Below are 26,354 nucleotides of genomic sequence, written 5' to 3'. Positions count from 1 at the left end.
ATCAATTATCAAGTATCTAATGGTATTTATGTATCATATATCCCATTAACGAAACCACCCAATAAATTAACAAAAGCAAAACATTTGCGGGCGATCACTTGTTAATATTCTTATCCTATCCAATAATAAAAATTAACTTATTGTTTTTAAAAAAATAAAAATTCATATTGTGATGTGTACTACAAATAGACAACCTAACTGTTTGATATTTACGTTATCAATTTGTAGATTTACAGTTATGTAAAATGATTCATTTTTATATTAAAAATAAAAAAATAAGAATCATAACGGAGGCAACATGACAACTAACTCACTTCAAGCGCACTTTGACGCCAAAATCGCGGCGGATCTTTCCATTGAGGCCAAAGACTGGATGCCTGATGCCTATCGCCAAAACCTGATACGTCAAATCGGTCAGCATGCCCATTCAGAAATTGTCGGTATGTTACCGGAGGCCAACTGGATCACCCGAGCCCCGACACTACGCCGCAAAGCGGTGCTGCTGGCAAAAGTACAGGATGAAGCCGGACACGGGCTTTATCTGTACAGCGCGGCAGAAACACTGGGCTGTACCCGTCAGGACATCTACCAGAAGCTGCTGAATGGCAAGATGAAATATTCATCCATCTTTAACTATCCCACCCTCAATTGGGCAGATGTAGGGGTGATTGGCTGGCTGGTGGATGGGGCTGCGATCATCAATCAGGTCGCCTTGTGTCGGGCATCTTACGGCCCGTATGCCCGTGCGATGGTGAAAATCTGCAAGGAAGAGAGTTTCCACCAGCGGCAGGGTTATGAAGCCGTTATGGTACTGGCGGCGGGCAATGACGCCCAACGCAAGATGCTGCAAGATGCCATCAACCGTTTCTGGTGGCCGACTCTGATGATGTTTGGCCCCAATGACAATGATTCACCCAACAGCGCCCAAAGCATGGCATGGAAAATCAAACGGTTCAGCAATGATGAACTGCGGCAGAAATTTATCGACAGCACCGTTCCGCAATTGGAAGCACTGGGCATGACCGCACCCGATCCCGAACTGGTCTGGGATGCAACCACGGAACATTACCGTTTTGGTGAAATCGATTGGGACGAATTCTATCAAGTGCTCAAAGGACAGGGCATATGTAATCACGAACGGCTGGAAGCCAAACGCCGGGCTTGGGAAACCGGAAGCTGGGTACGTGAAGCCGCCTCAATCCATGCCAAGAAAATGGCCACCAGAAAAAATGCTGCTTAATCCGTTTCATTACCGGAATTGATAACCGGAACAGGAGACAAAATATGAGTGATACCGATTGGCCGCTGTATGAAGTCTTTATCCGCAGCAAACAGGGGCTGGCTCACCGTCATGTCGGCAGCCTCCATGCAGCAGATGATCAAATGGCGCTGGAGAACGCGCGCGATGTCTACACTCGCCGCAATGAAGGTTGCTCCATCTGGGTAGTGAAATCTATCCATCTGGTGGCATCACAACCTGAAGAGCGCGGGGCTTTTTTCGATCCCTCGGAAGACAAAATCTACCGTCATCCGACTTTCTATACCATTCCTGATGGCATCAAGAATATGTAAGAGCTGAAATATGAATACACATAGCGTTGATCCATCCAACCATGACCTGCTTAATTATGTGCTACGGCAGGGGGATACCCCGTTAATTCTGGCACAGCGCCTGTGTGAATGGTGCGGCCATGCGCCAGAACTGGAAATTGACCTTGCCCTGTCGAATATCGGCCTCGATCTGCTGGGGCAGGCGCGCCATTTTCTCAGCTACGCCGCCACACTCTACGGAATGGATTTTGATGAAGATCGGCTGGCATTTGGCCGCGATGAACGAGAATACCGCAATCTGCTGCTGGTAGAGCAACCCAACGGCGGCTTTAACGATACGCTGGTACGTCAGTTTTTTATCGATGCTTATCACGTCCTGCTCCATCAGGCACTGGGGCAGAGCCGCGATCCTCAATTGGCCGCTATCAGCACCAAATCGTTGAAAGAAGTCGAATATCACCTGCGTTTCAGCCGTGGCTGGATGATCCGGCTGGGGGATGGTACGGAACTGAGCCGCGAAAAAATCCGGCAATCGGTCAATCAACTGTGGCGCTTTACCGGCGAACTGTTCTATTGCGATGAAGTGGAACAGCGGCTGGCCGAAGAAGGCATTGCGGTCGATCCCCGTACCTTGTACGAACCCTGGCGGCAAATTATCAACGAGACATTCGCCCAAGCCACATTGGAAATTCCGCAGGAAACGCCCTACCGACAGGGAGGCAAGCAGGGACTGCATACCGAACATCTGGGATACATGCTGGCGGAAATGCAGTATCTGCAACGCACTTATCCCAACTGTAACTGGTAACCATCCGTTGATCACGAAGGGAGGGGAAGATGGAACAACACGTTAACACATTACAATTACAGAATCCGGCCATCCATCAGATCTGGCAATGCCTACACCAGATTGCCGATCCTGAGCTTCCCGTACTCTCCATTACTGATCTCGGTATGGTTCGGGCGGTGACCCCCCAGCTAACCGGCTGGCGGGTGACATTCACCCCGACGTACTCCGGTTGTCCGGCAACGGAATACCTGATCAATGAGATTCAGCAAACACTGGCACGGGCGGGCTTTACATCGGTCACTGTCGAAATCAGCCTGAGGCCGGCATGGACAACTGACTGGATGAATGCCGATGCCAAACAACGCCTGCGGGAATTCGGTATCGCGCCTCCACAAGGTCTGGCTTGTGAAAAACCGACAGAAACAGAAACAATCACCTGCCCACGTTGTGGTAGCCATGAGACCGAAAAAATCAGTGAATTCGGTTCCACCGCCTGCAAAGCGATCTATCGCTGTCAGCAGTGTCTGGAACCCTTCGACTATTTCAAATGTATTTGAGTTTAGGGAGCAGCAAAAGATGGCTACTTTTCATCGTCCGACTTTTCACCGCTTAAGCATTGCAGCGATTGAGCGGGAAACACCTGATGCCGTGACCGTCACACTGCATGTCCCCGATGAGTTGAAAGCCCTCTTTTGCTATCAACCCGGCCAGCACCTGACACTTAAGGCGCGGGTGGATGGTGCAGAGCTACGCCGCTGTTACTCCATTTGCAGTTCACCACTGGACGATGGATTACAAATTGGCGTCAAGGCCACCTATCAAGGGCGTTTTTCGACTTTCATCAACCAGCGGCTTAAAGTCGGGGATGAGCTGGATGTCATGCAACCACAAGGCAATTTCGGCCACCATCCCGATGGGAACAACGCGGGAAACTATCTGGCAATCGCTGCGGGTTCGGGTATCACGCCAATTCTATCGATCATCAAAAGTACACTGGCGCTGGAACCGGATAGCACCTTCACGCTGATTTACGGTAACCGCACCAGCCGTTCCGTGATGTTCAAAGAAGCGCTGGCCGATCTGAAAAATCGCTACCTGCACCGTTTTCAGGTGCTGTACCTCTTCAGTCAGGAAATCACCGATAGCCCGATGTTCAACGGCCGCATTGATAGCGAGCACCTTCAACACCTCGGCAAAATCCTGCTCAATTTCAGCCAGTTCGGACAGGCCTTTCTCTGCGGGCCAGCAGCCATGCTGGATGATGCCAAATCTGCACTTGAGCAGGCCGGCATGGCGTCCGAACGTATCCATACAGAACGCTTCAACACCGGGCGTAATCCATCAAGTACCGCTGCCCGCCCGGCCAATCTGGCCGAACGCAGTGAAACCCGTGTGGAGATTCATCTGGATGGCCGCACCCTGAACATTGCCATGAACACCGAAGATGACAGCATTCTTGATGCAGCACTACGTCAAGGTGCCGATTTACCCTATGCCTGTAAAGGAGGCGTGTGTGCCACCTGCAAATGCCGTCTCAAATCCGGTGAAGTGGACATGAACGTAAACTACAGCCTTGAGCCGGATCAATTGGCTGCCGGTTATATCTTAAGCTGCCAGTCGTGGCCGAAAGGTGACGGCGTGGTTGTGGATTTTGACGTCTAGCACCGTCAAAAATGAGGAGCTACCATGAGTCACGAATGGATTTTATGCCACCAGCAACAACGGGTACGCACACTGACCCTGAACCGCCCGGAAGTCCGTAATGCCCTCAGCAATGATTGTCTGGAGCAGCTCGTCCAGCAATTGGAACAGGCGGATGCCGATACCGGAACCGGCGCTATCGTCATTACAGGAGCATCACGCTATTTTGCGGCGGGTGCCGATCTCAGGGAGCTACAGCAGCAGACCGTTGCCACGGCAATGACAGACCGCCGCCCACAACTCTGGCAGCGCTTGCACAACATCAGCAAACCTCTTATTGCGGCCGTCAATGGCTACGCACTGGGTGCAGGTTGCGAACTGGTGCTGGCCTGTGATCTGGTGATTTGCGGTGAAAGTGCCCGCTTCGGCCTGCCGGAAATTACATTGGGATTAATGCCGGGCGCTGGCGGCACACAGCGGTTAATCCGCTGTGTGGGCAAAGCACTGGCCAATCAAATGATCCTAACTGGCGAAGCGATCAACGCCCAGAAAGCACAGCAGGCAGGGCTGGTGAGCGAAGTCTGTATCGATGCTCTGACATTAGAACGCGCGGAACAGATTGCCCAACGCATCAGTGAGTTTTCGCCGCTGGCGTTACGGGCGGCTAAAGCTGCACTCAAGACTGCACACGAAACCAGCCTGTCACAAGGGCTGCTCGCCGAACGCCAGCAATTTGTCGCTCTGGCAGGGACAGCCGATCGCCAAGAAGGCATTACCGCCTTTCTTGAAAAACGTAAACCAACATTCAAAGGGTTCTGATCGATGGAAAATATGTCAATGATACTCACTGATATTGAAGCAGGTGTCCTCAGCATTACGCTCAACCGTCCAGAACGCATTAACAGCTTTAACGAGGAAATGCACCAGCAGTTAAGTGAAGCGCTAAAGATCGCTGAACAAGATGAATCCGTGCGCTGTGTCCTGCTCTCAGGCGCTGGACGGGGCTTCTGTGCCGGACAAGATTTAAATGATCGCAACGCCATCATCTCAGAGGGTGACGTTCCTGATCTCGGCCAATCCGTTGAACGTTTCTACAACCCGCTGATCCGTCGCCTGACTTCCCTGCCCAAACCCGTGATCTGCGCCGTCAACGGAGTAGCAGCAGGCGCAGGTGTCTCCGTCGCACTGGCCTGTGACATTGTGATCGCTTCCCGTACCGCCAGCTTTATTCAAGCCTTCTGCCGTATTGGTCTGACACCGGATGCCGGCGGTAGCTGGTTCCTGCCCCATAAAATCGGCCATGCCCGGGCAATGGGAATGGCATTATTGGGAGACAAAATCAGCGCGGAACAAGCACTGGAATGGGGCATGATCTGGCAGGTCGTCGAACCCGAAGCGTTAGAAGATAAAACACGGGAACTCGCTCAACATCTGGCGACCCAGCCAACGGTGGCGCTGAGTTGCATCAAAAAAGCCACTTATGCCGCCGCAGCCAATAGCTTGGATCAACAGCTTAATCTCGAACGTGATTTACAGCGCCTGTGCGGACGCAGTGAAGACTTCCGTGAAGGTGTCAGTGCATTCATAGACAAACGCCAGCCACAGTTCAAAGGGAGATAACCATGAACACGCCAGCACATCATCATCCGATCCTTCACGGCCCGATTGCTGTCATTGGCGCGGGAACGATGGGGATCGGCATTGCACAGGTCGCCGCTCAGGCAGGATATTCCGTCCTGCTGTTTGATGTGAATAATGAAGCGGCACAGCGTGCACTGGAGACGCTGCACACCCGTCTGCATCAACGTGTGGAGGCAGGCAAAGCAGCAGCTGGCGCAACCCAAGCCCTATTACAGCGCATCACACGGGTTGACTCATTGCAGGCACTGGCACCGAGCGCACTGGTGATTGAAGCGATTATCGAACAACTGGAGGTCAAACAGAACCTGTTCCGCCAACTGGAACCCCTCTGTTCAGCCGGAACGATCTTTGCCAGCAACACCTCATCGCTCTCGATTACCGCCATTGCCCGTGTGCTGGCTTCACCCCAACGCATGGCGGGGCTGCATTTTTTCAACCCCGCACCACTGATGAAACTGGTGGAAATCATTCAGGGTCTGGAAACGTCGTCTCAAACGATTACCACACTCAAAAGTCTCGTCACCGATTGGCAAAAACAGCCTGTAGTTTGCCGCTCTACGCCGGGTTTTATCGTCAACCGCATCGCCCGCCCGTTTTATGCGGAGACTTTGCGCGCACTGGAAGAAAACGTTGCTTCCCCCGCCACACTGGATGCAGTAATGAAAGAATCGGGCGGTTTTGCGATGGGGGCGTTACAGCTTACCGATTTGATTGGTCATGACGTTAATTATGCCGTAACCGAATCTCTGTTCCACGCATTTCACGGTGATCCGCGCTTCCAGCCTTCACTGCGCCAGAAAGAGCTGGTGGAAGCCGATCATCTGGGTCGTAAGCGCGGTCAGGGGTTTTATGTTTATGATAGCAAAGAAAAACATCAGCCATTACCCCGGTTGGAAACCCTCCAGGAGCAAATACGGCCTGCGCGGATTCAGGCAACGGGCGATTGGGGAACTCTGCCACATTTTGCCGCGCTATTAAAACCGTTGTTACAACAATATGGAATCGCCCCCGAAGAAAGCAAAAATACCGATTCCCAGCCGCCAGCATTACAGCTTGATGACGTTATATTAACGCTGACACAAGGTAAAACCAGCGCACAGCTTGCTGATGAAATCAGAGCGCCAGTGGTACAGTTTGATCTTGCCGCCAATCATCAGACGGCTTCCATCATCACTCTTAGCTCCGCCTGCCAGAACACCCGGCCGCAGACGGCAAAAGTGATCAGTTTCCTGCAATCTCTCGGCAAGCAGGTGATTCTCCTGCCGGATTACCCTGCCTTACTGACGATGCGTACCGTGGCCATGTTGTGCAACGAGGCGCTGGATGCCATCAATAAAAGCATCGCCAGCGCTGCAGATATCGATCTGGCGATGTGTTACGGCGTCAATTATCCCATCGGCCCATTGGCATGGGGGGAACAACTGGGCTGGCGGCACATTCTCAGCACACTGGAAAACTTACAGCAATTTTATGGCGAACCCCGTTACCGACCTGCACCTTTGTTGCGCCAACTGGCGGCAGGCTATGTAACGCTGCATCTCCAGCGAGATCAAAATCAAAATAAGGAACGCAACCATGTCCGCTAACGCTTCCAGCCAACTGGCTCAACGCTGCATAGAAGCCATGTATGCCAAAGATGCCTGCGCCCAGAATATGGGAATGCACATCGACCATGTTGATACAGGGGTCGCCCAAGTAAGCATGACCATTAAACCAGACATGCTCAACGGCCATCAAAGCTGTCATGGTGGCATCCTGTTCAGTCTGGCCGATACTGCCTTCGCCTATGCCTGCAACAGCGAAGGGCTGGCGGCGGTGGCATCCGGTTGTAGCATTGATTTTATCCGCCCGGCCTTCAGCGGTGACCGCCTGACAGCCACCGCTTTTATGCAGCATCAGGGAAAAACCACGGGCTTGTATGACGTCAGAATTATCAATCAGGACGGCAAAATCGTGGCCTTTTTTCGTGGTCATGCCCATCGTCTCGGCCATTCTATTCTGGAAGACAGGCAGGAAACACCATTACAGGGAGAACAATCATGACCCATGCGTTTATCTGTGACGGCATCCGTACTCCTATCGGGCGTTATGGTGGTGCGCTTTCCGGCCTGCGGGCTGACGATCTGGCCGCTCTGCCGCTACAGGCACTACTGGCACGTTATCCCTCGCTGGATTGGCAACAGATTGATGACGTCATTCTGGGCTGCGCAAATCAGGCGGGAGAAGATAACCGCAACGTGGCACGCATGGCGGTTTTACTGGCAGGGTTACCCTATTCGGTATCGGCGACCACCCTCAATCGGCTGTGCGGCTCCGGTCTGGATGCCTTGGCCTTTGCCGCCCGTGGTATTAAAGCCGGCGAAGCGCAACTGATGCTGGCGGGCGGGGTCGAATCCATGACCCGTGCCCCTTTCGTCATGGGTAAAACCGACAGCCCATTCAGCCGCCAAGCCCAAATCTTTGATACCACCCTTGGCTGGCGCTTTATCAATCCCCTGATGCAGCAGCAGTTTGGGACAGACTCCATGCCAGAAACTGCGGAAAATGTTGCCGCCCAGTTTCAAATCAGCCGTGACGATCAAGATGCCTTCGCCCTGCGCAGCCAGCAACGTACCGCCAACGCCGAACAACGGGGAATTTTCGCGGAAGAAATCACCCCCATTACCCTGCCCTCTACAGACAAAAAAGGCACACCAACCATCGTCTCACGGGATGAACACCCACGGCCGGAGACGACATTCGAACAACTGCAACGGCTGAAAACCCCCTTCCGGGTTGATGGAACAATCACCGCCGGCAACGCCTCTGGCGTCAATGATGGCGCGGCGGCACTCATCATCGCCTCAGAGACGGCCGCCTTGCAGCAGGGGCTGACACCCCGGGCGCGCATTATCGCAACCGCCACCTGCGGCGTTGAACCCCGCATGATGGGGATCGGGCCATTGCCAGCCACCCGCAAGGTACTGGAGCTCACTGGCCTGAGCCTGAACCAGATGGACGTCATTGAACTCAATGAAGCTTTTGCCGCACAGTCACTGGCCGTCATGCGTCAGTTGGGGCTACCGGATGATGCAGAACAGGTCAATCCGAATGGTGGTGCGATTGCATTGGGTCATCCATTGGGCATGAGCGGGGCACGTCTGGCGCTGACGGCCACTCTGGAACTGGAACGGCGTACCGGCCGCTATGCCTTGTGCACGATGTGCATCGGCGTAGGGCAAGGGATCGCCATGATTATTGAACGCATATCGTAACGGCAACGCCTTATATCGGGTATTAGCAAATAACCCACACCTGCACATAAAAACAACAACCTGTTACAAACAAATCAACAAAGGGACAGGAAACTATGAGCAACAACGTACAACACCTCGATTCCATTGAATTTGCTTCACGTGACGAAATTCAGGCGCACCAGTTTGAACAGATAAAATGGACGCTCCATCACGCTTACAACAACGTGCCCATGTACCGCCGCAAATTTGACACCGCCGGCATCCATCCCAGTGATTTCAGGCAACTTGCGGACATCACCAAATTTCCCTACACCACCAAACAGGATCTACGGGATCACTACCCGTTCGATACTTTCGCCGTTCCGATGGAACAAATCGTGCGCATCCATGCCTCATCGGGCACCACAGGGCATCCTACCGTGGTGGGTTATACCCAGCGGGATATCGACCATTGGGCGAATCTGGTCGCCCGTTGCCTACGCTTTGCCGGAGCGAGCGCCAAAGACAAAGTTCACGTCGCCTATGGCTACGGCCTGTTTACCGGAGGGTTGGGAGCACACTACGGGGCTGAACGTCTGGGCGCCACCGTGATCCCTATGTCCGGCGGTCAGACCGAAAAACAGGCGCAACTGATTCTGGACTTCAAACCCGACGTCATCATGATGACCCCTTCCTACTGCCTGACTTTACTGGACGCGCTGGAACAGCGGATGGGCGGAGATGCCAGTAAATGCTCCCTGCGTGTTGGCATTTTCGGCGCGGAGCCTTGGACAGAAGCGCTGCGCAGCGAAATTGAAACGCGCATGGGCATCAAAGCTTTGGATATTTACGGCCTGTCCGAAGTCATGGGGCCGGGGATCGCGATGGAATCGGTGGAACACGCTAACGGTTCCACCATTTGGGAAGATCATTTCTATCCGGAAGTGATTGAGCCTGACAACCTGAACGTGTTGCCGGATGGCGAATCCGGCGAATTGGTTTTCACGACTCTGACCAAAGAGGCCATGCCCGTGATCCGTTACCGCACCCGCGATCTGACCCGTTTATTGCCGGGTACTGCCCGTCATATGCGTCGTATGGACAGGATCGCCGGACGCTCTGACGACATGCTGATTATCCGTGGCATCAATGTCTTCCCATCACAGGTAGAAGAACAGATCATCCGCTTCAAAGAGCTGTCGCCTCATTATCAGTTAGAAGTGAACCGCACAGGCAATTATGACTGCCTGTCAGTCAAGGTCGAGCTAAAAGAACCGGAGCGGCTTGATGCTCAACAACGCTGCGACATCTGCCACCAGTTGCGCCATCACATTAAATCCATGATAGGGCTGAGTACAGAAGTCAGTATCGTCAACTGCGGAGACATCCCCCGCTCAGAAGGCAAGGCGGTCAGAGTGATCGACCACCGCCAGCATGAGTAATCATTCGCCACCGCTGAGACTATTTCAAGTTGCAGGGTATATTTCTCCGGTTATGCTAATGGCATGACACATTTGCGAGCAGATAATGGAAAAAATGGCACACAAACTCGACGACTTTATCCGACACGCCCTTGATGCCCAGCCCATCAGCGGAACGTCGCTGATTATCTCTCTGTTTGGGGATGCCCTCAGTCACCGTGGTGGTGAAGTATGGTTGGGCAGTCTGAGCCTCCTGCTGGAACCGATGGGGTTCAGTGACCGTTTTGTGCGGACATCCGTCTTTCGCCTGCAAAAAGAGGGCTGGCTGGCGGTGGAGAAAATCGGCCGTCGCAGCTATTACCGCATCACCGAGCGTGGCATGAATCAATTCCGCCATGCCGAGAGCAAAATCTACCTGAGCGAACAGCCTGAGTGGGATGGCAAGTGGGATCTACTGCTGCTGGAAGGCACGACCAAAGAAGAACGCAACCGCCTGAAAAAAGAACTGAGCTGGCTTGGCTTCGGCCAACTCAACAGCACTCTGATGGCGGCGCCAAGCAGCGCGCAAAGTGATATTCCCGCCCTGCTTGGCGAACTCAACGCCAGTGATTCTGTGATCTACTTTCGGGCAGACTATCCCTATCCCCGTTCAGAACAAAGCCTGAAAGAACGGGTATCGGCCAGTTGGTCACTGGATCAGGTGGTAAAACACTATCACGAGTTTATCGTCTCATTCCGTCCCTTAATGAAGCTGCTGCAAGATTGCAGTGAAGCCGACCTGACACCAGAACGCAGCTTCCAGTTGCGCCTGCTGCTTATTCACTTTTACCGCCGTGTGGTACTGCGCGATCCGCTGCTGCCGGATGCTTTGCTGCCAGCACAATGGGAAGGGCAGGTTGCCCGTAACTTGTGCACCAATATCTATCACCGAATAGACCTTACTGCGACACATTACGTCAGCGAACGCTGTGAAACCACCATTGGCACACTTCCGCCACCTGCGGCCGCGTATTACCGCCGTTTTGGTGGTTAGCATTTTTGTCCACCCGGCCGCTGTCTTAATCAGTGTTGTGCTTTAATAAATTCGGACACTTTGGTAAAGGAATAGAATGACTTTAATTAAGGTGTCTTTATGAAACGAAAATCACCCCAAAAATTTACCGATAACTTTAAAAGAGAAGCGGTCAATCTGGTTGTTGAACAGAGCTATACAGTCCCACAGGCAGCTGAAACCAAAACCCATCATGAAAACCAGGCAGAGATGAAAAAAGATGTCTTGGGTTATCTGCATTATTACAATTTAACACGATTGCACACGGCCAATAATGATTTAACACCCGTGGAATATGAAATGGCCTTCGTAAAAGTGTCCGATTTTTCTTGAGCAGAACACCACACAGATGCAACTCAGGTGCAGCAATGCACAAATTGTTCTGGTGTAGGTGAAATTACTGAAGAATGAGGTGGGACCGCGGTCCCACCTGTTGAATTATATCGCGTCGATTTGCTCTATAATGTTCACAGCTGCATTCATAGGCATAAAGAGCCTGAATTTCATTTTTGGAAATTCCTGAAACCCCATGTTTATATAGAATTTTTTAGCAATATCGTGCTTAGCGTCAACGATAATCATTGGAGTAGGAATGGATTCTGACGATTCTATTGATTTTCGAATTGCATCTATCAACAAAATTTCGCCAAGTCCTTGGCGTTGAAATAATTTATTTATAGCTAATCGGCCAATAAGTGCGCAATACAAACTGGAAGGGTATTTTTTCGATATTTTTTCTGGTATTTCGTCTAGTTCTACCGTGCACAGCGCTAGTGAATAATACCCCTTTATTTGAGATTCATTCTGACTACTTGTCAGGACAAATGTCCTTGATAGGTCCTTTTTATCATGCTGCCCTGATACTGCTTTCAAATAGTTGTTTAACGCAGGTTCACCACAGTCAAAATTATTTCTATCGTGTTTATTTTTATTTAGACACTCGATCTTCATCTAACAAATCCTTATGTCTACGAGCTGCACGAAGGAAACGCTCATTTATCTGGGTAGGTTCTTCTAATGCATGCACAAATGCCACTGCATCCTCCTGACACAATTTGATGCGCATGTTTTGTTCAATCAGTCGTTTCGCCTCTGCTACAGCAGCATTTGCAATAAAACTATTCAAACTCGCATACCCAGATAATGATAGTGCCATTTCAAGCAACTCTTTAGTTTCTGAATTCACCCTAGTGGTGATTCTTTCATTTGATAATGTGGCCATAGTCAAAACTCCACCGTATTGCGGTTATTGGTTTAATATACGGTCTAATTTAACATTTTCTTTAACAAAAATCAATATACGTGCCAAAATGACGCCAAAAACCAAATGGGAGAAAAATGATATGGCTATATTGGAGCTACAATGAATTGTTACCATCTCAGGATCTCGTCACACGTTGCAAAAAGACCTTACGGGAAGTGGAGCCGCTGGCAGAAATGGAACAGGGACGAAAACGGCTGACATTCAGTCAGGACTTTATACCGAAAAACTAATTATAATTTTCAAATTCGAATCAGATAACAGCAAGGGTTATATGGAAAACTACTTTGACAGCCCATTTAAGGGCAAAACCTTAGCGGAACAAGTCACTAATCCGAATATTCAGATCGGCCGTTTCAGTTACTATTCCGGTTATTATCATGGTCACTCTTTTGATGACTGCGCCCGTTACCTGCATCCCGATCTGGTTGATGTTGATAAGTTGATCATCGGCAGCTTCTGCTCCATCGGCACTGGAGTCGCCTTTATGATGGCAGGTAATCAAGGACATCGTTTGGATTGGGTTTCATCCTTTCCGTTTTTCTATATGTCGGAAGAACCGGCCTTTGCTGATGCTCAAAATGGCTACCAACCGATGGGAGATACTGTTATCGGCAATGACGTCTGGATGGGTGCCGAAGCGATTATTATGCCCGGCGTAAACATTGGCGATGGGGCAGTTATCGGCACCCGCGCTCTTGTCACCAAGGATGTGGAACCTTACACCATTATTGGTGGCAATCCGGCGAAGGTGATCAGAAAACGCTTTTCAGATGAACAGATTGCTATGTTACTGGAAATGCAGTGGTGGAACTGGCCGCTGGAACAATTAAAAGCGGCGATGAAGATGCTCACTTCAGCAGATATTGAAGGGTTATATCGGTGGTGGCAGAATCAGTAGTCGATGAATTAAATGGTAATTTATAAAGCCACGACCCCCTTAAAATAGGGGGTTATCGTAATTTTTTTCCCATTAAGTTCACAATCATTTATCATTTGAATAACGACTTCTTTAGTCCATAAAGCCTGAGCATCTTCAGTCTCTTTATCATGAATAACAGATTTACTCATATCAATAAAGGGATTACTGAATATTATAGCTTTATAACGATGATCGTCCTCACCATCCGGCAGATACCAATCAATCAGATAATTAGCCGTTTTAATAAGTTTACCAAAACACGATCATCTGTGTTTATTTAGGCTAGCCTAATGTTGTCGATCTGAAAAACATCTTTTATAAAATCAGGATGAAATTAATTAAACATAAAAAATATTATCTTATAAATATTCACCACTATAAATACTTATAGAAACAATTAATAATTATTTTTATTTTTTCTTTTTTAAAAAAATAAATAGCCAAAAGGTATTGCATTGAAATGAATAGTATGCTTGAATTGATTTCAATGCATGAATTATATTTTAAAAAAATCAAAAAAAGGAAATATATATGGTTTATTTTCCTAGCGATACAAAAACAACTATACCATTATCGATCATTTTTGGTGGAATTTCCCCAGAACATCCAGCATCAGTTAGTTCTTTTGATAATCTTATAAAAAGTTTCAGAGAGCTTAATTTTGATAGAAATCTTAATTCAATATACTTCTTCGATAAAGATGGTTCTGTCTTATACAACGCCTATACACCTTATATTTCTCCCTATGATTTTACTCATTCTGGAGATAAAATAGATTTATATACAGCAATCAAAAGGATGTCTAAACAAAGCGAATTTCACATCAATCTTCTTCATGGTAATTTAGGTGAGGATGGGCATATCCAAGGAGTTGCTAAGTATTTTAAAATTAAAGGAACATTTGGTAGTGTACTTCCTTCCTCGCTATCTATGAGTAAATACCATATGTCACACTATATTAATAGTTTATTACCCTCTTTAAGATCACCGAAAACATTACTCTTAACTGAAGGTAATCTAGAAAAAGCATTTTCATTGATTAGCGATAACTTCCCTGAAGAAAAAATAGTTATAAAACCTAATTCATTAGGCGCTTCTTTATTTACAAATAAATATGTTAATCTGGAAAATGAAAAAAAATCAATATTGGATAATTTAAAAAATATTTTTGAATACGATAGATTTGCCTTGGTACAAGCTTTCATCAAAGGAAAAGAGTATTCTGTTGGTTGCATTCGAATAGAAGGGAAAGCAATAGCACTCAATGTTGTCGAAATAATCACAAAGAATGGTTTTTTCGGTCATGATGAAAAGCATCGAATTAATAAAGCAGAAGAAATTCTTTTAATACAAGATTCAGAGATAACGAGAACACTAAAAGATTTATCTATTAAAATTTTTGAATCTACTGGATATGAATTTATGTGTCGATTTGACTTTATTGTTACCGAGTCTGAAGAAATATACTTTCTTGAATCAAATCCAATTCCGGGCATGATGAAAAATAGCATATTCCCTAAGATGTTAAAAGGACACAAATTATCAATACCTGGCTTGTTTATTCACCTATCATGTTCATCACAAAACATTTCTGAAAAAAAATCTATTTTTAACTACATTATCGAGTAAAGGTAAAAAAATGGAAAGAATAGGATTAATTGGCGGTGTCAGTTGGGCATCAACTATGGAATATTATAAACGTTTGAATATGGCTGTGCAGAATACTGGCAAAGATTTTGAATCTGCCGATCTAGCTATTATCAGCCTTAATTTTTCAAAAATACTTGCCGCCCAGAAGCGAGATGATAATGAGACTGAATTTAACATTCTCAGCAAAGCAGTTCATCAACTTGCGCAAGCCGAAGTAAAAAAAATCCTTATTTGTTCTAATACAACCAGTAATACTTGCGATCGGCTTTCAAAACTGGTTAATATTCCAATTATCAATATTATTGATGCCACCGCAAATAAATTACTCAGCATGAAGGTTTCCAATGTTGGGTTAATTGGTACTCAATATGTTATGGAACGTGATTTTTATAAGAAACGACTTGAAGCTAAAGGAATAAACGTATTAATACCTAGATCCAGGACTCGGCAAATCATACATGATTCTATTTATCAGGATCTATGTCGCTATGCACTCACTGACACATCCCGTGGAATAATGTATCGTGCTATTGATGAATTAGCTGAATTAGGCGCAGAAGCCGTCATACTCGGCTGTACAGAAATTCCTTTAGTTGTCAGTGATAGGGTGTATCAAAATTCAATAAAAATAATTGATTCTATCGATGCTCACATTGAAGCCGCATTGTCTCTAACACCGGAAAATAATAATACTTCGTCTATGTTAAGGTATCTCAATTGAACATAGCACAATATGGTGTTTTTTTGTTGATCACCGTACTAACGACTTTGCGAACCCTTGCCCTTAAAAAAGTTGCAGAACGTGTATCTCCGGAGAATACTGCTTTTATTATTGGCGCTGGCACGTTTTTAACGTGCCTTTCTCTACTTCCTGTCGCCATAACCACGGGCATCTCAACTCCATCTGATTTCTTTAACCTAGCAGGGATATCTGCTGGATTGATGAAAGGGGTGCTTCTAGGCATAATGCTGATAGCACAACAAAATCTTATCAACAAAAGCCTTTCATCTGCCACTTATGTATTCCCTATATCTCTTGGGTTTATTGCACTCATTGATATACTGATATTTGGTTCTAATCTTACCTTTTCCTCAATCCTCAGTATTAACATTCTTTTTGTCGCCGGAATTCTTTTCACTATGATTGGTCATATTAAAAGCATGCACAAACGAAGTAAGCTTATGTTTTTCATTATGATATTCTGTGTAATCGGGTTTGCAATTATGGACCGAACAGGGATTCCCATGAGTGGTTGGTTTACCTATTTATTATTTACTGGCGTAGGGAATATATCTGTTATTTTTTTCTATCAGAAAAATAAATTTTCTTTTGTTCCACTGAAATTTTGGCTTTCCATATCAATCATCTGGTTTTTACCAGAATTATTTTTTAACTATGCTATTGCCACTTATTTACCTGTCAGCTACGGATATCTAGCAATAACTCTCAGAATTCCTTTACTTATGCTAATTTCAGTGCTTGTCTATCGTGAAGGAAAACTCTCTGAACAAATGTTATTTTCCTTTGTTGCTGTTATCGCAATTTTACTTATGTTCATGGAGAGACTATGAAAGTCCCCTATTTTTCTCAGTGGGAATCATTCCATTTAGCCAATGACATTATTCACCATCAACTTCCACTTAGTCATGATCCGCTATGGGAACAATCCGGTGCAGATTCCCCAGAGGAATATGCAAAATGGGCAAATCATATTTGTGGTATGGCTTGTCTTAAAATGTTGCTTGCAGCTCGCTCAGGGAAAATTTACCCATTGCTGAAATTAACTAAAATGGCAACCGAGTACGGAGCATACCAGATAGAAGATGAGCATATAAAAGGAATGATTTATGCTCCTGTAGTTTCAATGTTATCGGAACAATTTGGGATTATCTCTCAAATAGTGACCGGTATGACGGCCGAAAAGATACATGAAGTTTTTACCCAAGATAGTTTATATATAGCTTCCGTTCATCCTAGTATCAGATGGCCAACACGATTACCTGAAAAAAAGGGCGGACATCTTGTACTGGTGACTAACGCTACACCCGAAGAAATAACTTTTCATAATCCTTCTGGTGCTAACACTCAAAGTCAAATTGATGTAAAAATGTCAGTAGATATTTTTGGCCGATTTTATGCCGAGCGTGGCATACTCATTTAGAAGCCGAACTAGCTCAAAAGATTAGTCATAATCTTTTCAAGGAACACAAATATGTTTAATTCCAGCGTAACGATGTTGCATTTATTATACGAAACCGCGAAATCTCTTTATATTTCAATAGGCGCATATTGTTACCGCTAATTTAAACACGAACTGCCCGCAGTCTGCGAGCAGTTGTGATATTACCTGACCCCAGAAGGTGTTATCGTGATTTTCTGCCCATTCAATTCACAATCATTCATCATTTGAATAACGCCTTCTTTAGCCCATAAAGCCTGCGCACCTTCTGATTCCTTATAAGGAACAACGGATTCACTCATATCAATAAAGGGTTTGCTGAATATAATGGCTTTATAACTATCATCGTCCTCACTATCCGGCAAATTCCAATTAATCAGATAATTAGCCGTTTTCCAAAAAACAATAATATTTTCACGCTCATCACTATTTTTTGTTTTATTCCACTTATAACCAATCAGACAGTATTGATTATTCACATTTTGTAAATTAAACCGCTTAATAAGATAACTGAATGCAGGCAAATAACCCTCTTTATAGCTCTTGATTTTTAGCGGCTTAAAATGACTATTTGGTTTTTCACTATATATCCCCCAACTGCCCTTCTTTTCCCAAGCCTTGAAGTCCAATTCATCTTGCTTAGAAAAAACAGTTAAAGAGAAAAAAATAACACATAGACCAATTAAATATTTCATATATAATCTCTTATTTAAGATAACTATCAGATAGCTTATAAAAATCTTGTCCTTGTAATGAAAATAGCTTGATAAAATTTGAGCCAGGAGAATCAGTACTTTTCGTTCTCCATGCAATAATCTCTGTATTAGAGATTTTATTACTTTTGGCTATATCAATAGCATTTTTAATTAACCGTCGATAAGCTAAAAAATTTGAATTACTACCTTCGTTCGCAGCTATTATCATACCGTTAATTCTATCTTTTATATCAGATTTAATATTGGGATATTGACTAAAACCTTCTATTGTCCGTGCTCCTGAAATTAATCCGATTAATTTATTCCCCTGACTGGGCACATCAAGCTCATGTGCTTTAGGAGACCGGACTCTGTTCAATAGAACATCATGCATATATTGCATAACATCTTTAGCTTTTTTTTCATCATACTTTATTCCCGGTGTCTCAGGCGTTGTCGTTTCCGCTAACAACACCATTAAAATCGCTTTCTGCTCGGCAGTTAAGTCCGTTGGAATCGATATTTTGGATAAGACATGAATTGTTAATGGTGGAAAACAATCCTCAGCGACACCTGCTGCAAAATAGGGACAGTAATCTATATCAGTATCCACCGCTCTAACCACGCTTACTCCCATATTAAGAGCTGTTATTTGCAAGCTTTGCTCTCTAAACAGATAATTATCACGTTGAAAAATGGACACAAGCGTATTATTCGACTGAAATTTAAGATGTCTTTTTGTATTACTATTCAAACCATCTATCTTTAATGTAAGCATATTCCCTTTCGTAAGATAGAATACGGTTTCATTAAGTAAAGACTTGTTGTTCCGACTGATAATAAATCTAGACATAATTAATTATCCTTTTGATTTTGTTGAAATCCGTTCTTGAAAAAAAATACCATGCCATAATAAAAATATTTTATTGATAAATCAAACCCCTGTCCAGTAAGATACATCTTATTTTTGATTATTACGTGGGTATTATTTAATGCATGATAAAACTAACATAAAAAACAAATAACCATTTTTATTATTTATTACCAGTAAAATATCCTTAGAATTTTGCTCCATCAGCGTATTTCATCGGTTGATATTGCGTAATCATTAGTATTCCCTCTAAATAACAGATAACAAAACCCACACTAAATATTATCATGATGCGTTATTTATCCCGTGTAAATTTCGACCTGTTTTTCCATTGCGATCACTCAAAAAGACTAATCCATTCCTTATCTTCCTGATAGAGTAAAGAGTTTATTTAATGCGGAGAAACCGGAACTATGTCAAAGCTCATTTATTATGTCGCCGCAACAATGGATGGTTATATCGCTACCGAAGATCACGGACTGGGTTGGTTAGAGGCATTTACCCTCGGCGATGACGCCACGCCTTATGATGAATTTTACCAAGGCATTGGGGCAGCCATTATGGGGGCTGGTACTTATGAGTGGATCATGAAAAATACCTCCGGTGACTGGCCGTATCAGGATATTCCCTCGTTTATCCTCTCCTCACGAAATATATCCATTCCGCCAGGCATCAGTGCCGTTGTCACTCATACCTCGACCAACGATATTGCTGCTGAAGCAAGAGCCGCTGCCAAAGGTAAAAACGTGTGGATGATTGGAGGAGGCAAAACCGCAGCCAGTTTTGCCGATGCTGGGGAGTTACAACAACTGTTTATTACGACCATTCCCATATTTCTGGGTTCAGGCATCCGTGTCCTGCCAGTCAATAAACCGATTCACGTTACGTCGGATAAGCGGCGCTTTTTACGCAGTGGCGCAATTGAAACCATTATGGATATCAAATGGTAAACTAAAGGTATCTCCGTGGCCTTGTTCCCTTATCCTCGTTTAGCCCACCTTTTTGAGGTGAGATTGCCGCACAGAGAATTCCCCAACACGATAATCCCACCCCGCATACACCCAACAGCCACCAATGGGTAGATGAGATCCTCAACGATATCAATGCGTCCTATAACTATGATTTACACCATGACAGCAAGCTAAGAAGCGATCTCGCAACACATTTAACGGTGTTAATCAGCCGATTACAGCAGCAAATCAAAGGCGATCTGAGTCTTTCGTACAGGAGGAAAGAGCATCAAAATTTTTTCGAGAGAGAAAACTCTTATTCCGAAAACATGGAACTGATCTTTGAAGAGTTTGAACTCATAGAAACCGAGTGAGTATCACGGTCACTTTTATTTAATTTATGTTGGGTGCGAATTCAGTTCATAAGATTCAACATTTTTATCTAATTGTTTTTCATTATTTTTTAAAGTAAAGTTCATCTTATTACTTTAACTACCTTCATGAACCTGTATTAAATAGCCCCCGATGTGGCTAAAAATATGAAATTGAGAGGAACCTGTTATGTCTATATGGGTAGATGCTGATGCATGTCCTAAGGTTATAAAAGAAGTATTATATCGTGCAGCAGAACGTGAAAAAATACAGGTTACATTCGTGGCAAATCAACGATTAAGTGTACCTGCATCCGCTTTTTTACGTACATTACAAGTCCCTGCTGGGTTTGATGTCGCTGACAATGAAATTGTTCGTCGCTCAGAAATCGGTGATTTAGTGATTACAGCAGATATTCCTCTTGCTGCTGAAGTGATCGAAAAAGGTGCAATAGCACTCAATCCGCGCGGTGAACGTTATAGTGAAGCGACAATACGTGAACGCCTGACTATGCGTGATTTTATGGATACGATGCGGGCGAGTGGGATCCACACGGGAGGGCCTGCTACGTTAAACCAACGTGATCGCCAACAGTTCGCAAATGAACTAGATAAATGGTTATTGCAACAAAAAAAAGTATCTTGAAAGAAAATATGACTGTTCTGTGAGCAAAAAATACGATTGTTATTAAAAGGATTACAGTTTCGGTCTCCGACAACATGGTAACGATTCTATACGGGAAAGGGACGAAAATATGGACGTCCGTGTCCAAATGTCAGAGGGTGCTATTTATCATCAAAAACGGTTAATAGCAGAAAATAAACTAGTATGACTCTTAAAAAAATCGCAAATTAAAATTTGCATATAGTTTAAGGTGGAGTATCCACTCCTTTAACGATAATGCCTGTAATATAAATTATTTCTGCTGGATAGGGATAATCAAGGAGTTTTAGTTGTAATTAAAATGTTATGTTTTATTATTATAATTCTAATATAAATTAACTTATTAATATAATTCATTCCTATTTGGCAAATATTAATATGAAAAAGATTGATATTATCCTCCAATCCTTCCGTCATATTTAACAATATCAGAAATTCGTCATAGCTGGGAAGAAATTCCCTAAAGGCGCTATTCTGAAAATGAGTTTATGCTAACATTTGATATTTAAGAAAATGATTAATCCCGGAGCAGGTGATGCCGTTGATTGCTGTGGCAACATTATTGTCAGTAGTAGCGTGAATATTTGTTGAAATTATAAATATGACTACTGAAAATACACTTATCCATATCACTTACTTATAAAGTATTAATGGAAAGGTCGTTATCCTGAATCAGCTAATCAAAAAACCCCAAAATTACCTCTATTTAGTTAAATTATTGTCTTTTTTCTTTTATCCAACCCCTTTATTTATTAAAAATAAAACATAAACCAACAAAATTCATATCTTATATCCATTAGTTACTAAGGAAATTAGACTCTATTAAATAATCAATAAAATAAATATAAAAAGCCTTTTAGTTTCAAACCAATAGAATAAAATGTGATCCAAAACTCAAACAAAACATCTTTTCATATTCAAAAACTTGAAATCTGATTAGGATAAATCAGCCATTACTTCAGTCTTTGAATTATCTCATCACGAGAGTAATCATTCTGTTAATAGCAAAACTCAGTTACTTATTACTCCTGCCATACTAAGGAGAAAGGCATGAAGAAAAATCAAGTAAATCAGAAGGATCTTGAAAAACTTATTACTTTGATTGGTGGAAAAGAGAATATTGCTTCTGTCAGCCATTGTATTACCCGTCTCAGATTCGTTCTCTATTCACCAGAAAATGCCAATGCCAAGGCCATCGAAGAGCTATCCATGGTAAAAGGGTGTTTTACCAATGCCGGGCAATTTCAGGTGGTTATTGGAACCAATGTAGACATTTATTATAAAGCCCTGCTTGAAAATACGGGGAAACAATCCGTTAATAAAGAAGAGGTTAAACAAGCAGCCCGACAAAATATGAAATGGCATGAAAATGCAATTTCACATTTTGCTGAGATTTTTTTCCCTCTGCTGCCAGCCTTAATCAGCGGCGGGTTAATATTAGGCTTCCGTAACATCATTGGGGATATCCCTTTCAGTGAAGGCAAAACACTCGCCCAGCTATATCCTATCTGGCAAACCATCTATAGTTTTCTCTGGTTAATCGGTGAAGCCATATTTCTCTACCTCCCTGTAGGTATCTGCTGGTCTGCCGTTAAAAAAATGGGCGGAACCCCAATATTAGGCATTGTTTTGGGTATCACGCTGGTTTCACCACAGTTGATGAATGCTTACCTGCTTGGGCAGCAAGCACCGGAAGTCTGGGATTTCGGCTGGTTTACCATTTCCAAAGTCGGCTATCAGGCACAAGTTATTCCTTCACTATTGGCGGGTTTAACGTTGGGATGGATTGAAACTCGGCTGAAAAAATGGGTGCCGGATTATCTCTATCTGGTGATTGTCCCCGTTGTTTCTCTGCTGCTGGCGGTCTTCCTTGCCCATACGCTGATCGGCCCGATGGGGCGCGCAATCGGTGATGGGGTCGCTTGGGTCGTCAAGAGCCTGATGACCGGAAGTTTCGCGCCTATCGGTGCTGCCCTGTTCGGCTTTTTCTACGCACCACTGGTTATTACGGGCGTACACCAAACCACGTTGGCAATCGATCTGCAAATGATCCAGAGCACGGGCGGAACCCCTATCTGGCCTATCATTGCGTTATCCAATATCGCCCAAGGCTCTGCCGTTGCCGGCATTATCTGGGCAAGCAAGAAGCAGAAAGAGCGGGAGGTTTCGATTCCGGCAGCCATTTCAGCCTATCTCGGCGTTACTGAACCCGCAATGTATGGTATCAACCTGAAATACCGTTATCCGATGTTCTGCGCGATGATTGGAGCAGGTCTGGCCGGACTGGTATGTGGCCTTAATCATGTGATTGCCAATGGCATCGGTGTTGGTGGGCTCCCTGGTATTCTCTCTATCAAGCCGCAGTTCTGGATGGTCTACCTTATTGCCATGATCATCGCCATTGTCGTGCCTATGCTACTTACTGTGCTGGCCTATCGCAGAAACGAGCGCAAAACGACATTAATTAATGAGCTAACGAATTAATTCCTTAGAGATATCTTTATGACTGAACAGCAACCTTGGTGGTTAGATAGCGTTATCTACCAGATTTATCCAAAAAGTTTTCAGGACAGCACCGGAAGCGGTACAGGTGATATCAATGGGATCACCCAACGGCTGGATTATCTACAGCACCTCGGTGTTGAGGCTATCTGGATCACGCCGTTTTATCCGTCTCCGCAAGTTGATAATGGCTATGATGTTGCCGATTACTGTGCCATTAATCCCGATTATGGCTCAATGGAAGACTTTGACAATTTAGTGGAAAATGCCCATCGCCGTGGTATCCGCATCATTTTGGATATGGTCTTTAACCACACTTCAACCGAACATCCGTGGTTTCAGGCTGCACAGGATATCAATAGCCCTTCGCGCCAGTTTTATATCTGGCGCGAAGGCTCCAGCGATTCCCTGCCCAATAACTGGAAATCCAAGTTTGGCGGGAATGCGTGGCAATGGCATGCTGAAAGCCAGCAATATTACCTCCATCTGTTTGCGATAAAACAGGCTGATTTGAACTGGGAACATGAACCCGTCCGCGCCGAGCTGAAAAAAATCTGTGAGTTCTGGGCAGATCGTGGTGTTGATGGCTTGCGGCTGGATGTGGTTAATCTCGTCTCAAAACAGCAGGATTATCCGAGTGACGATCACGGAGATGGCCGCCGTTTCTATACCGATGGCCCGCGTATTCATGAATTTCTGCAAGAAATGAGCCGTGATGTGTTCCAGCCCAAGGGCTTGATGACCGTAGGTGAGATGTCTTCCACAGGTCTTGAGCACTGCCTCCGTTACAGCGCTTTGGATAGCAGTGCGCTGTCCATGACGTTTAATTTTCATCATTTGAAAGTCGATTATCCTAACGGTGAAAAATGGACTCTCGCCAAACCTGACTATATTGCCTTGAAAAAGATTTTCTCAACCTGGCAGCAAGGTATGCATCAAAAAGCATGGAACGCGCTTTTCTGGTGCAATCATGATCAGCCCCGCATTGTTTCCCGATTTGGGGATGAACACCAGCATCACAGGACGTCAGCCAAAATGCTGGCAATGGTGCTGCACGGTATGCAAGGTACGCCGTATATCTATCAAGGTGAAGAGCTGGGCATGACGAACCCTCACTTTGAGCGTATTGAAGAGTATCGGGATATTGAAAGCCTGAATATGTATCAGGAGCGCATTGAGCAAGGCATGGCACCAGAGGAAATACTGGCAATTCTGGCGCAGAAATCCCGTGATAACAGCCGGACGCCGATGCAGTGGGATGGTTCAGCCAACGCCGGCTTTACCTCTGGCACACCGTGGATAGCCTCTTGCGATAATTATCCAGAGCTCAATGCCGAAGCTGCATTGCAGGATAAAGATTCTGTCTTCTATTGCTACCACGAATTAATTAAATTGCGGAAACAACAACCCATACTGACCTACGGTGATTATCTGGATCTGTTACCCGACCATCCTTCGCTTTGGTGTTATCTGCGTCGCTGGCAGAATCAGGTCATGTTAGTTATCGCGAATTTAAGTGATGAAAACCAGCTATGGTCTCCAGAACCTTCTCTCACAGATAAAGAATGGCAGGTATTAATAAGTAATTATCCATCGCCTTCTTCAATAGAAAAAGAGATGTCAATTAAACCTTATGAATCAATATACTTGATAGCTGAAAAATAATTTTATTTATTCCTTATTAATCCACTCAAAATAAAACCTCGTCCGAATAGGACGAGGTACATTTACCTCATTATTCATTGCAATATTGACCAAAATGCTCTGCCCATATTTAATGAATTACACGCACGAGAATTCTCTGGAAAAAACCCAGACAATGGCACGGCGACAAAACCTGTGCCATACTTTTTTTATCTCAAACTGGGAGCGACTCTGCTATACCCGTCGTCATTGAAGATGCTTGATTTTTCATTTGTATCAGATCATGATTGCGCCCATGAAAATTAATCTAACAGATGCCCAAAAAGACGCCCTCGAATTGATGCATGATACGACTCGCGATGGACGAGTACGTGACCGCATCAAGGCCGTGCTTTTGGCCTCAGAAGGCTGGACTGCCCAGATGATTGCTCAGGCTTTGCGGATCCATGAAAGTACGGTGAGCCGCCATCTGAAAGATTACTTCTCTGAGGAAAAACTCGCCCCTGAAAATGGGGGCTCTGAAAGCCGTTTGTCTGCCGAACAAACAACAGAATTAGTTGAGTATCTGATGGCAAATTTGATGCACACTACCGCACAAATTGTGGCCTATGTTCGGGCACGATGGCAGGTGACTTTCACTGTCGCAGGAATGACGAAATGGCTTCACCGTCAAGGTTTCAGCTACAAGAAGCCAATGGGTGCTCCGCATAAATTTGATGCGGATAAACAGCAACAGTTTATTGAAACCTACAACGCGCTGAAAGAAGAATGTGGCCAGAATGCGCCTATTTTATTTATTGATGCGGTTCACCCGACCCTGTCCACAAAATTAAGTTATGGCTGGATGAAGAGCGGGCGGAAGCACGTCAAAGTGGTTGAAACCACAGGCAGTCGTACTCGACTCAACATCATGGGTGCCCTTAATTTACAACGGATTGAAGAGACTATTGTTCGTGAATATCCGACGATTAACGCGAAAAATGTCGTCCTTTTTTTCGGCTCAATCCGGGAAACCTATCCACTTTCGCAAAAAATCCACATTATTCTGGATGGTGCGGGTTATCACCGTTCCGGAGTCGTCCAATTTTTTGCCGAGGTTTTGAATATTGAGTTGCACTACCTGCCGCCTTACAGCCCTAATCTCAACCCGATTGAGCGATTATGGAAGTATGTGAATGAGCAGGTACGAAACAATGTCTATTTTCCGGATACCAAAACATTCCGTGAAACGCTGCGCCACTTTTTTCATGTCACATTGCCAGAAAAAGCGAAAGAACTCACCACTCGGTTGACTGATAACTTCCAGATTTTAAAACCCGCATCTTCAAGTTAAT

29 protein-coding genes are annotated in these 26,354 nt (G+C 45.0%); 25 read left to right on the top strand and 4 right to left on the bottom strand.

Annotated elements, in window-relative coordinates:
• Positions 1-298: 298 nt before the first annotated feature.
• The 13 genes from paaA (at position 299) to XBJ1_RS22715 (ending at position 11,643) form a co-directional block, all read left to right on the top strand.
• Entirely contained in the window at positions 299-1,240 is a 942-nt protein-coding gene (paaA, locus tag XBJ1_RS00565) for a 1,2-phenylacetyl-CoA epoxidase subunit PaaA (protein ID WP_012986745.1), read from the top strand.
• Positions 1,241-1,284: 44 nt separating this feature from the next.
• On the top strand, positions 1,285-1,572 hold the full coding sequence (gene paaB, locus XBJ1_RS00560) for a 1,2-phenylacetyl-CoA epoxidase subunit PaaB (protein WP_012986744.1): 288 nt from the start codon (positions 1,285-1,287) through the stop codon (positions 1,570-1,572).
• Between the two features lie 10 nt (positions 1,573-1,582).
• Entirely contained in the window at positions 1,583-2,359 is a 777-nt protein-coding gene (paaC, locus tag XBJ1_RS00555; protein ID WP_012986743.1) for a 1,2-phenylacetyl-CoA epoxidase subunit PaaC, read from the top strand.
• A 29-nt stretch (positions 2,360-2,388) separates the two neighbouring features.
• Positions 2,389-2,898 (top strand): 1,2-phenylacetyl-CoA epoxidase subunit PaaD, encoded by a 510-nt coding sequence (paaD, locus tag XBJ1_RS00550; RefSeq protein ID WP_012986742.1) that lies wholly within the window; start codon positions 2,389-2,391, stop codon positions 2,896-2,898.
• Positions 2,899-2,917: 19 nt separating this feature from the next.
• Entirely contained in the window at positions 2,918-4,003 is a 1,086-nt protein-coding gene (paaE, locus tag XBJ1_RS00545) for a 1,2-phenylacetyl-CoA epoxidase subunit PaaE (protein ID WP_012986741.1), read from the top strand.
• Between the two features lie 24 nt (positions 4,004-4,027).
• Positions 4,028-4,801, top strand: a complete 774-nt coding sequence (gene paaF / locus XBJ1_RS00540) for a 2,3-dehydroadipyl-CoA hydratase PaaF (protein ID WP_012986740.1) — start codon at positions 4,028-4,030, stop codon at positions 4,799-4,801.
• A 3-nt stretch (positions 4,802-4,804) separates the two neighbouring features.
• Complete coding sequence (gene paaG / locus XBJ1_RS00535; RefSeq protein ID WP_012986739.1) at positions 4,805-5,602, top strand: 2-(1,2-epoxy-1,2-dihydrophenyl)acetyl-CoA isomerase PaaG; 798 nt, start codon at positions 4,805-4,807, stop codon at positions 5,600-5,602.
• Between the two features lie 2 nt (positions 5,603-5,604).
• Positions 5,605-7,209, top strand: a complete 1,605-nt coding sequence (locus XBJ1_RS00530) for a 3-hydroxyacyl-CoA dehydrogenase (protein ID WP_012986738.1) — start codon at positions 5,605-5,607, stop codon at positions 7,207-7,209.
• Positions 7,199-7,666 carry a hydroxyphenylacetyl-CoA thioesterase PaaI gene (gene paaI, locus XBJ1_RS00525; RefSeq protein WP_012986737.1) on the top strand — a complete coding sequence of 156 codons (468 nt, stop codon included), beginning with the start codon at positions 7,199-7,201 and terminating at the stop codon, positions 7,664-7,666. Before XBJ1_RS00530 ends, paaI begins: the two co-directional genes overlap by 11 nt.
• Positions 7,663-8,877 (top strand): 3-oxoadipyl-CoA thiolase, encoded by a 1,215-nt coding sequence (pcaF, locus tag XBJ1_RS00520; RefSeq protein ID WP_012986736.1) that lies wholly within the window; start codon positions 7,663-7,665, stop codon positions 8,875-8,877. The genes paaI and pcaF overlap by 4 nt, the downstream gene beginning before the upstream one ends.
• 95 nt (positions 8,878-8,972) lie before the next feature.
• The gene (gene paaK / locus XBJ1_RS00515) at positions 8,973-10,280 is read left to right on the top strand and encodes a phenylacetate--CoA ligase PaaK (protein WP_012986735.1); all 1,308 of its coding nucleotides are present in this window, start codon (positions 8,973-8,975) and stop codon (positions 10,278-10,280) included.
• A gap of 94 nt (positions 10,281-10,374) precedes the next feature.
• Positions 10,375-11,292 (top strand): phenylacetic acid degradation operon negative regulatory protein PaaX, encoded by a 918-nt coding sequence (paaX, locus tag XBJ1_RS00510; RefSeq protein ID WP_038198222.1) that lies wholly within the window; start codon positions 10,375-10,377, stop codon positions 11,290-11,292.
• A 99-nt stretch (positions 11,293-11,391) separates the two neighbouring features.
• On the top strand, positions 11,392-11,643 hold the full coding sequence (locus tag XBJ1_RS22715) for an IS3 family transposase (protein ID WP_012986733.1): 252 nt from the start codon (positions 11,392-11,394) through the stop codon (positions 11,641-11,643).
• Between the two features lie 105 nt (positions 11,644-11,748).
• On the opposite strand, the gene XBJ1_RS00500 is transcribed toward XBJ1_RS22715, so the two are convergent.
• Complete coding sequence (locus XBJ1_RS00500) at positions 11,749-12,261, bottom strand: GNAT family N-acetyltransferase (RefSeq protein ID WP_012986732.1); 513 nt, start codon at positions 12,259-12,261, stop codon at positions 11,749-11,751.
• Positions 12,239-12,532 (bottom strand): DUF1778 domain-containing protein, encoded by a 294-nt coding sequence (locus XBJ1_RS00495; RefSeq protein WP_012986731.1) that lies wholly within the window; start codon positions 12,530-12,532, stop codon positions 12,239-12,241. Before XBJ1_RS00495 ends, XBJ1_RS00500 begins: the two co-directional genes overlap by 23 nt.
• A gap of 116 nt (positions 12,533-12,648) precedes the next feature.
• Between XBJ1_RS00495 and XBJ1_RS21690 the strand changes: the two genes are divergently transcribed.
• The 6 genes from XBJ1_RS21690 (at position 12,649) to XBJ1_RS00470 (ending at position 17,305) form a co-directional block, all read left to right on the top strand.
• Positions 12,649-12,804 carry a hypothetical protein gene (locus tag XBJ1_RS21690; RefSeq protein WP_012986730.1) on the top strand — a complete coding sequence of 52 codons (156 nt, stop codon included), beginning with the start codon at positions 12,649-12,651 and terminating at the stop codon, positions 12,802-12,804.
• Positions 12,805-12,845: 41 nt separating this feature from the next.
• Positions 12,846-13,472: a type B chloramphenicol O-acetyltransferase gene (gene catB / locus XBJ1_RS00490; RefSeq protein WP_012986729.1), complete on the top strand. Its 627-nt coding sequence runs from the start codon at positions 12,846-12,848 to the stop codon at positions 13,470-13,472.
• A 552-nt stretch (positions 13,473-14,024) separates the two neighbouring features.
• A complete protein-coding gene (locus XBJ1_RS00485) occupies positions 14,025-15,122 on the top strand; it encodes an ATP-grasp domain-containing protein (RefSeq protein WP_012986727.1) in 1,098 nt (365 codons plus the stop codon).
• 10 nt (positions 15,123-15,132) lie between these two features.
• Positions 15,133-15,864 carry an aspartate/glutamate racemase family protein gene (locus XBJ1_RS00480; RefSeq protein ID WP_012986726.1) on the top strand — a complete coding sequence of 244 codons (732 nt, stop codon included), beginning with the start codon at positions 15,133-15,135 and terminating at the stop codon, positions 15,862-15,864.
• Complete coding sequence (locus tag XBJ1_RS00475; protein ID WP_038198211.1) at positions 15,861-16,715, top strand: hypothetical protein; 855 nt, start codon at positions 15,861-15,863, stop codon at positions 16,713-16,715. Before XBJ1_RS00480 ends, XBJ1_RS00475 begins: the two co-directional genes overlap by 4 nt.
• Entirely contained in the window at positions 16,712-17,305 is a 594-nt protein-coding gene (locus XBJ1_RS00470) for a hypothetical protein (protein WP_012986724.1), read from the top strand. The genes XBJ1_RS00475 and XBJ1_RS00470 overlap by 4 nt, the downstream gene beginning before the upstream one ends.
• Before the next feature lie 182 nt (positions 17,306-17,487).
• On the opposite strand, the gene XBJ1_RS00465 is transcribed toward XBJ1_RS00470, so the two are convergent.
• Both XBJ1_RS00465 and XBJ1_RS00460 read right to left on the bottom strand, forming a co-directional pair.
• Complete coding sequence (locus XBJ1_RS00465) at positions 17,488-18,018, bottom strand: hypothetical protein (RefSeq protein ID WP_012986723.1); 531 nt, start codon at positions 18,016-18,018, stop codon at positions 17,488-17,490.
• Between the two features lie 10 nt (positions 18,019-18,028).
• Positions 18,029-18,871 carry a hypothetical protein gene (locus XBJ1_RS00460; RefSeq protein WP_038198210.1) on the bottom strand — a complete coding sequence of 281 codons (843 nt, stop codon included), beginning with the start codon at positions 18,869-18,871 and terminating at the stop codon, positions 18,029-18,031.
• Positions 18,872-19,302: 431 nt separating this feature from the next.
• Between XBJ1_RS00460 and XBJ1_RS00455 the strand changes: the two genes are divergently transcribed.
• The 6 genes from XBJ1_RS00455 to XBJ1_RS00435 all read left to right on the top strand — a co-directional run bounded on the left by XBJ1_RS00455 (position 19,303) and on the right by XBJ1_RS00435 (position 26,353).
• Positions 19,303-19,839 carry a dihydrofolate reductase family protein gene (locus XBJ1_RS00455; protein ID WP_012986722.1) on the top strand — a complete coding sequence of 179 codons (537 nt, stop codon included), beginning with the start codon at positions 19,303-19,305 and terminating at the stop codon, positions 19,837-19,839.
• A 62-nt stretch (positions 19,840-19,901) separates the two neighbouring features.
• Positions 19,902-20,213 (top strand): PRD domain-containing protein, encoded by a 312-nt coding sequence (locus XBJ1_RS20390; protein WP_080515929.1) that lies wholly within the window; start codon positions 19,902-19,904, stop codon positions 20,211-20,213.
• A gap of 187 nt (positions 20,214-20,400) precedes the next feature.
• On the top strand, positions 20,401-20,856 hold the full coding sequence (locus tag XBJ1_RS00450; protein WP_012986720.1) for a YaiI/YqxD family protein: 456 nt from the start codon (positions 20,401-20,403) through the stop codon (positions 20,854-20,856).
• A 1,068-nt stretch (positions 20,857-21,924) separates the two neighbouring features.
• Positions 21,925-23,358 (top strand): PTS trehalose transporter subunit IIBC, encoded by a 1,434-nt coding sequence (gene treB, locus XBJ1_RS00445; RefSeq protein WP_012986718.1) that lies wholly within the window; start codon positions 21,925-21,927, stop codon positions 23,356-23,358.
• Positions 23,359-23,376: 18 nt separating this feature from the next.
• Positions 23,377-25,041: an alpha,alpha-phosphotrehalase gene (gene treC / locus XBJ1_RS00440; RefSeq protein ID WP_012986717.1), complete on the top strand. Its 1,665-nt coding sequence runs from the start codon at positions 23,377-23,379 to the stop codon at positions 25,039-25,041.
• A gap of 274 nt (positions 25,042-25,315) precedes the next feature.
• The gene (locus XBJ1_RS00435) at positions 25,316-26,353 is read left to right on the top strand and encodes an IS630 family transposase (protein WP_041573280.1); all 1,038 of its coding nucleotides are present in this window, start codon (positions 25,316-25,318) and stop codon (positions 26,351-26,353) included.
• The last annotated feature ends 1 nt before the right edge of the window (position 26,354 follow it).

Origin of the sequence: Xenorhabdus bovienii SS-2004, from assembly GCF_000027225.1 — a bacterium.
GTDB classification, from domain to species: Bacteria; Pseudomonadota; Gammaproteobacteria; order Enterobacterales; family Enterobacteriaceae; genus Xenorhabdus; species Xenorhabdus bovienii_C.
Note: the sequence above shows the minus strand (reverse complement) of the source record. Positions and strands in the feature narration are given on the sequence as shown.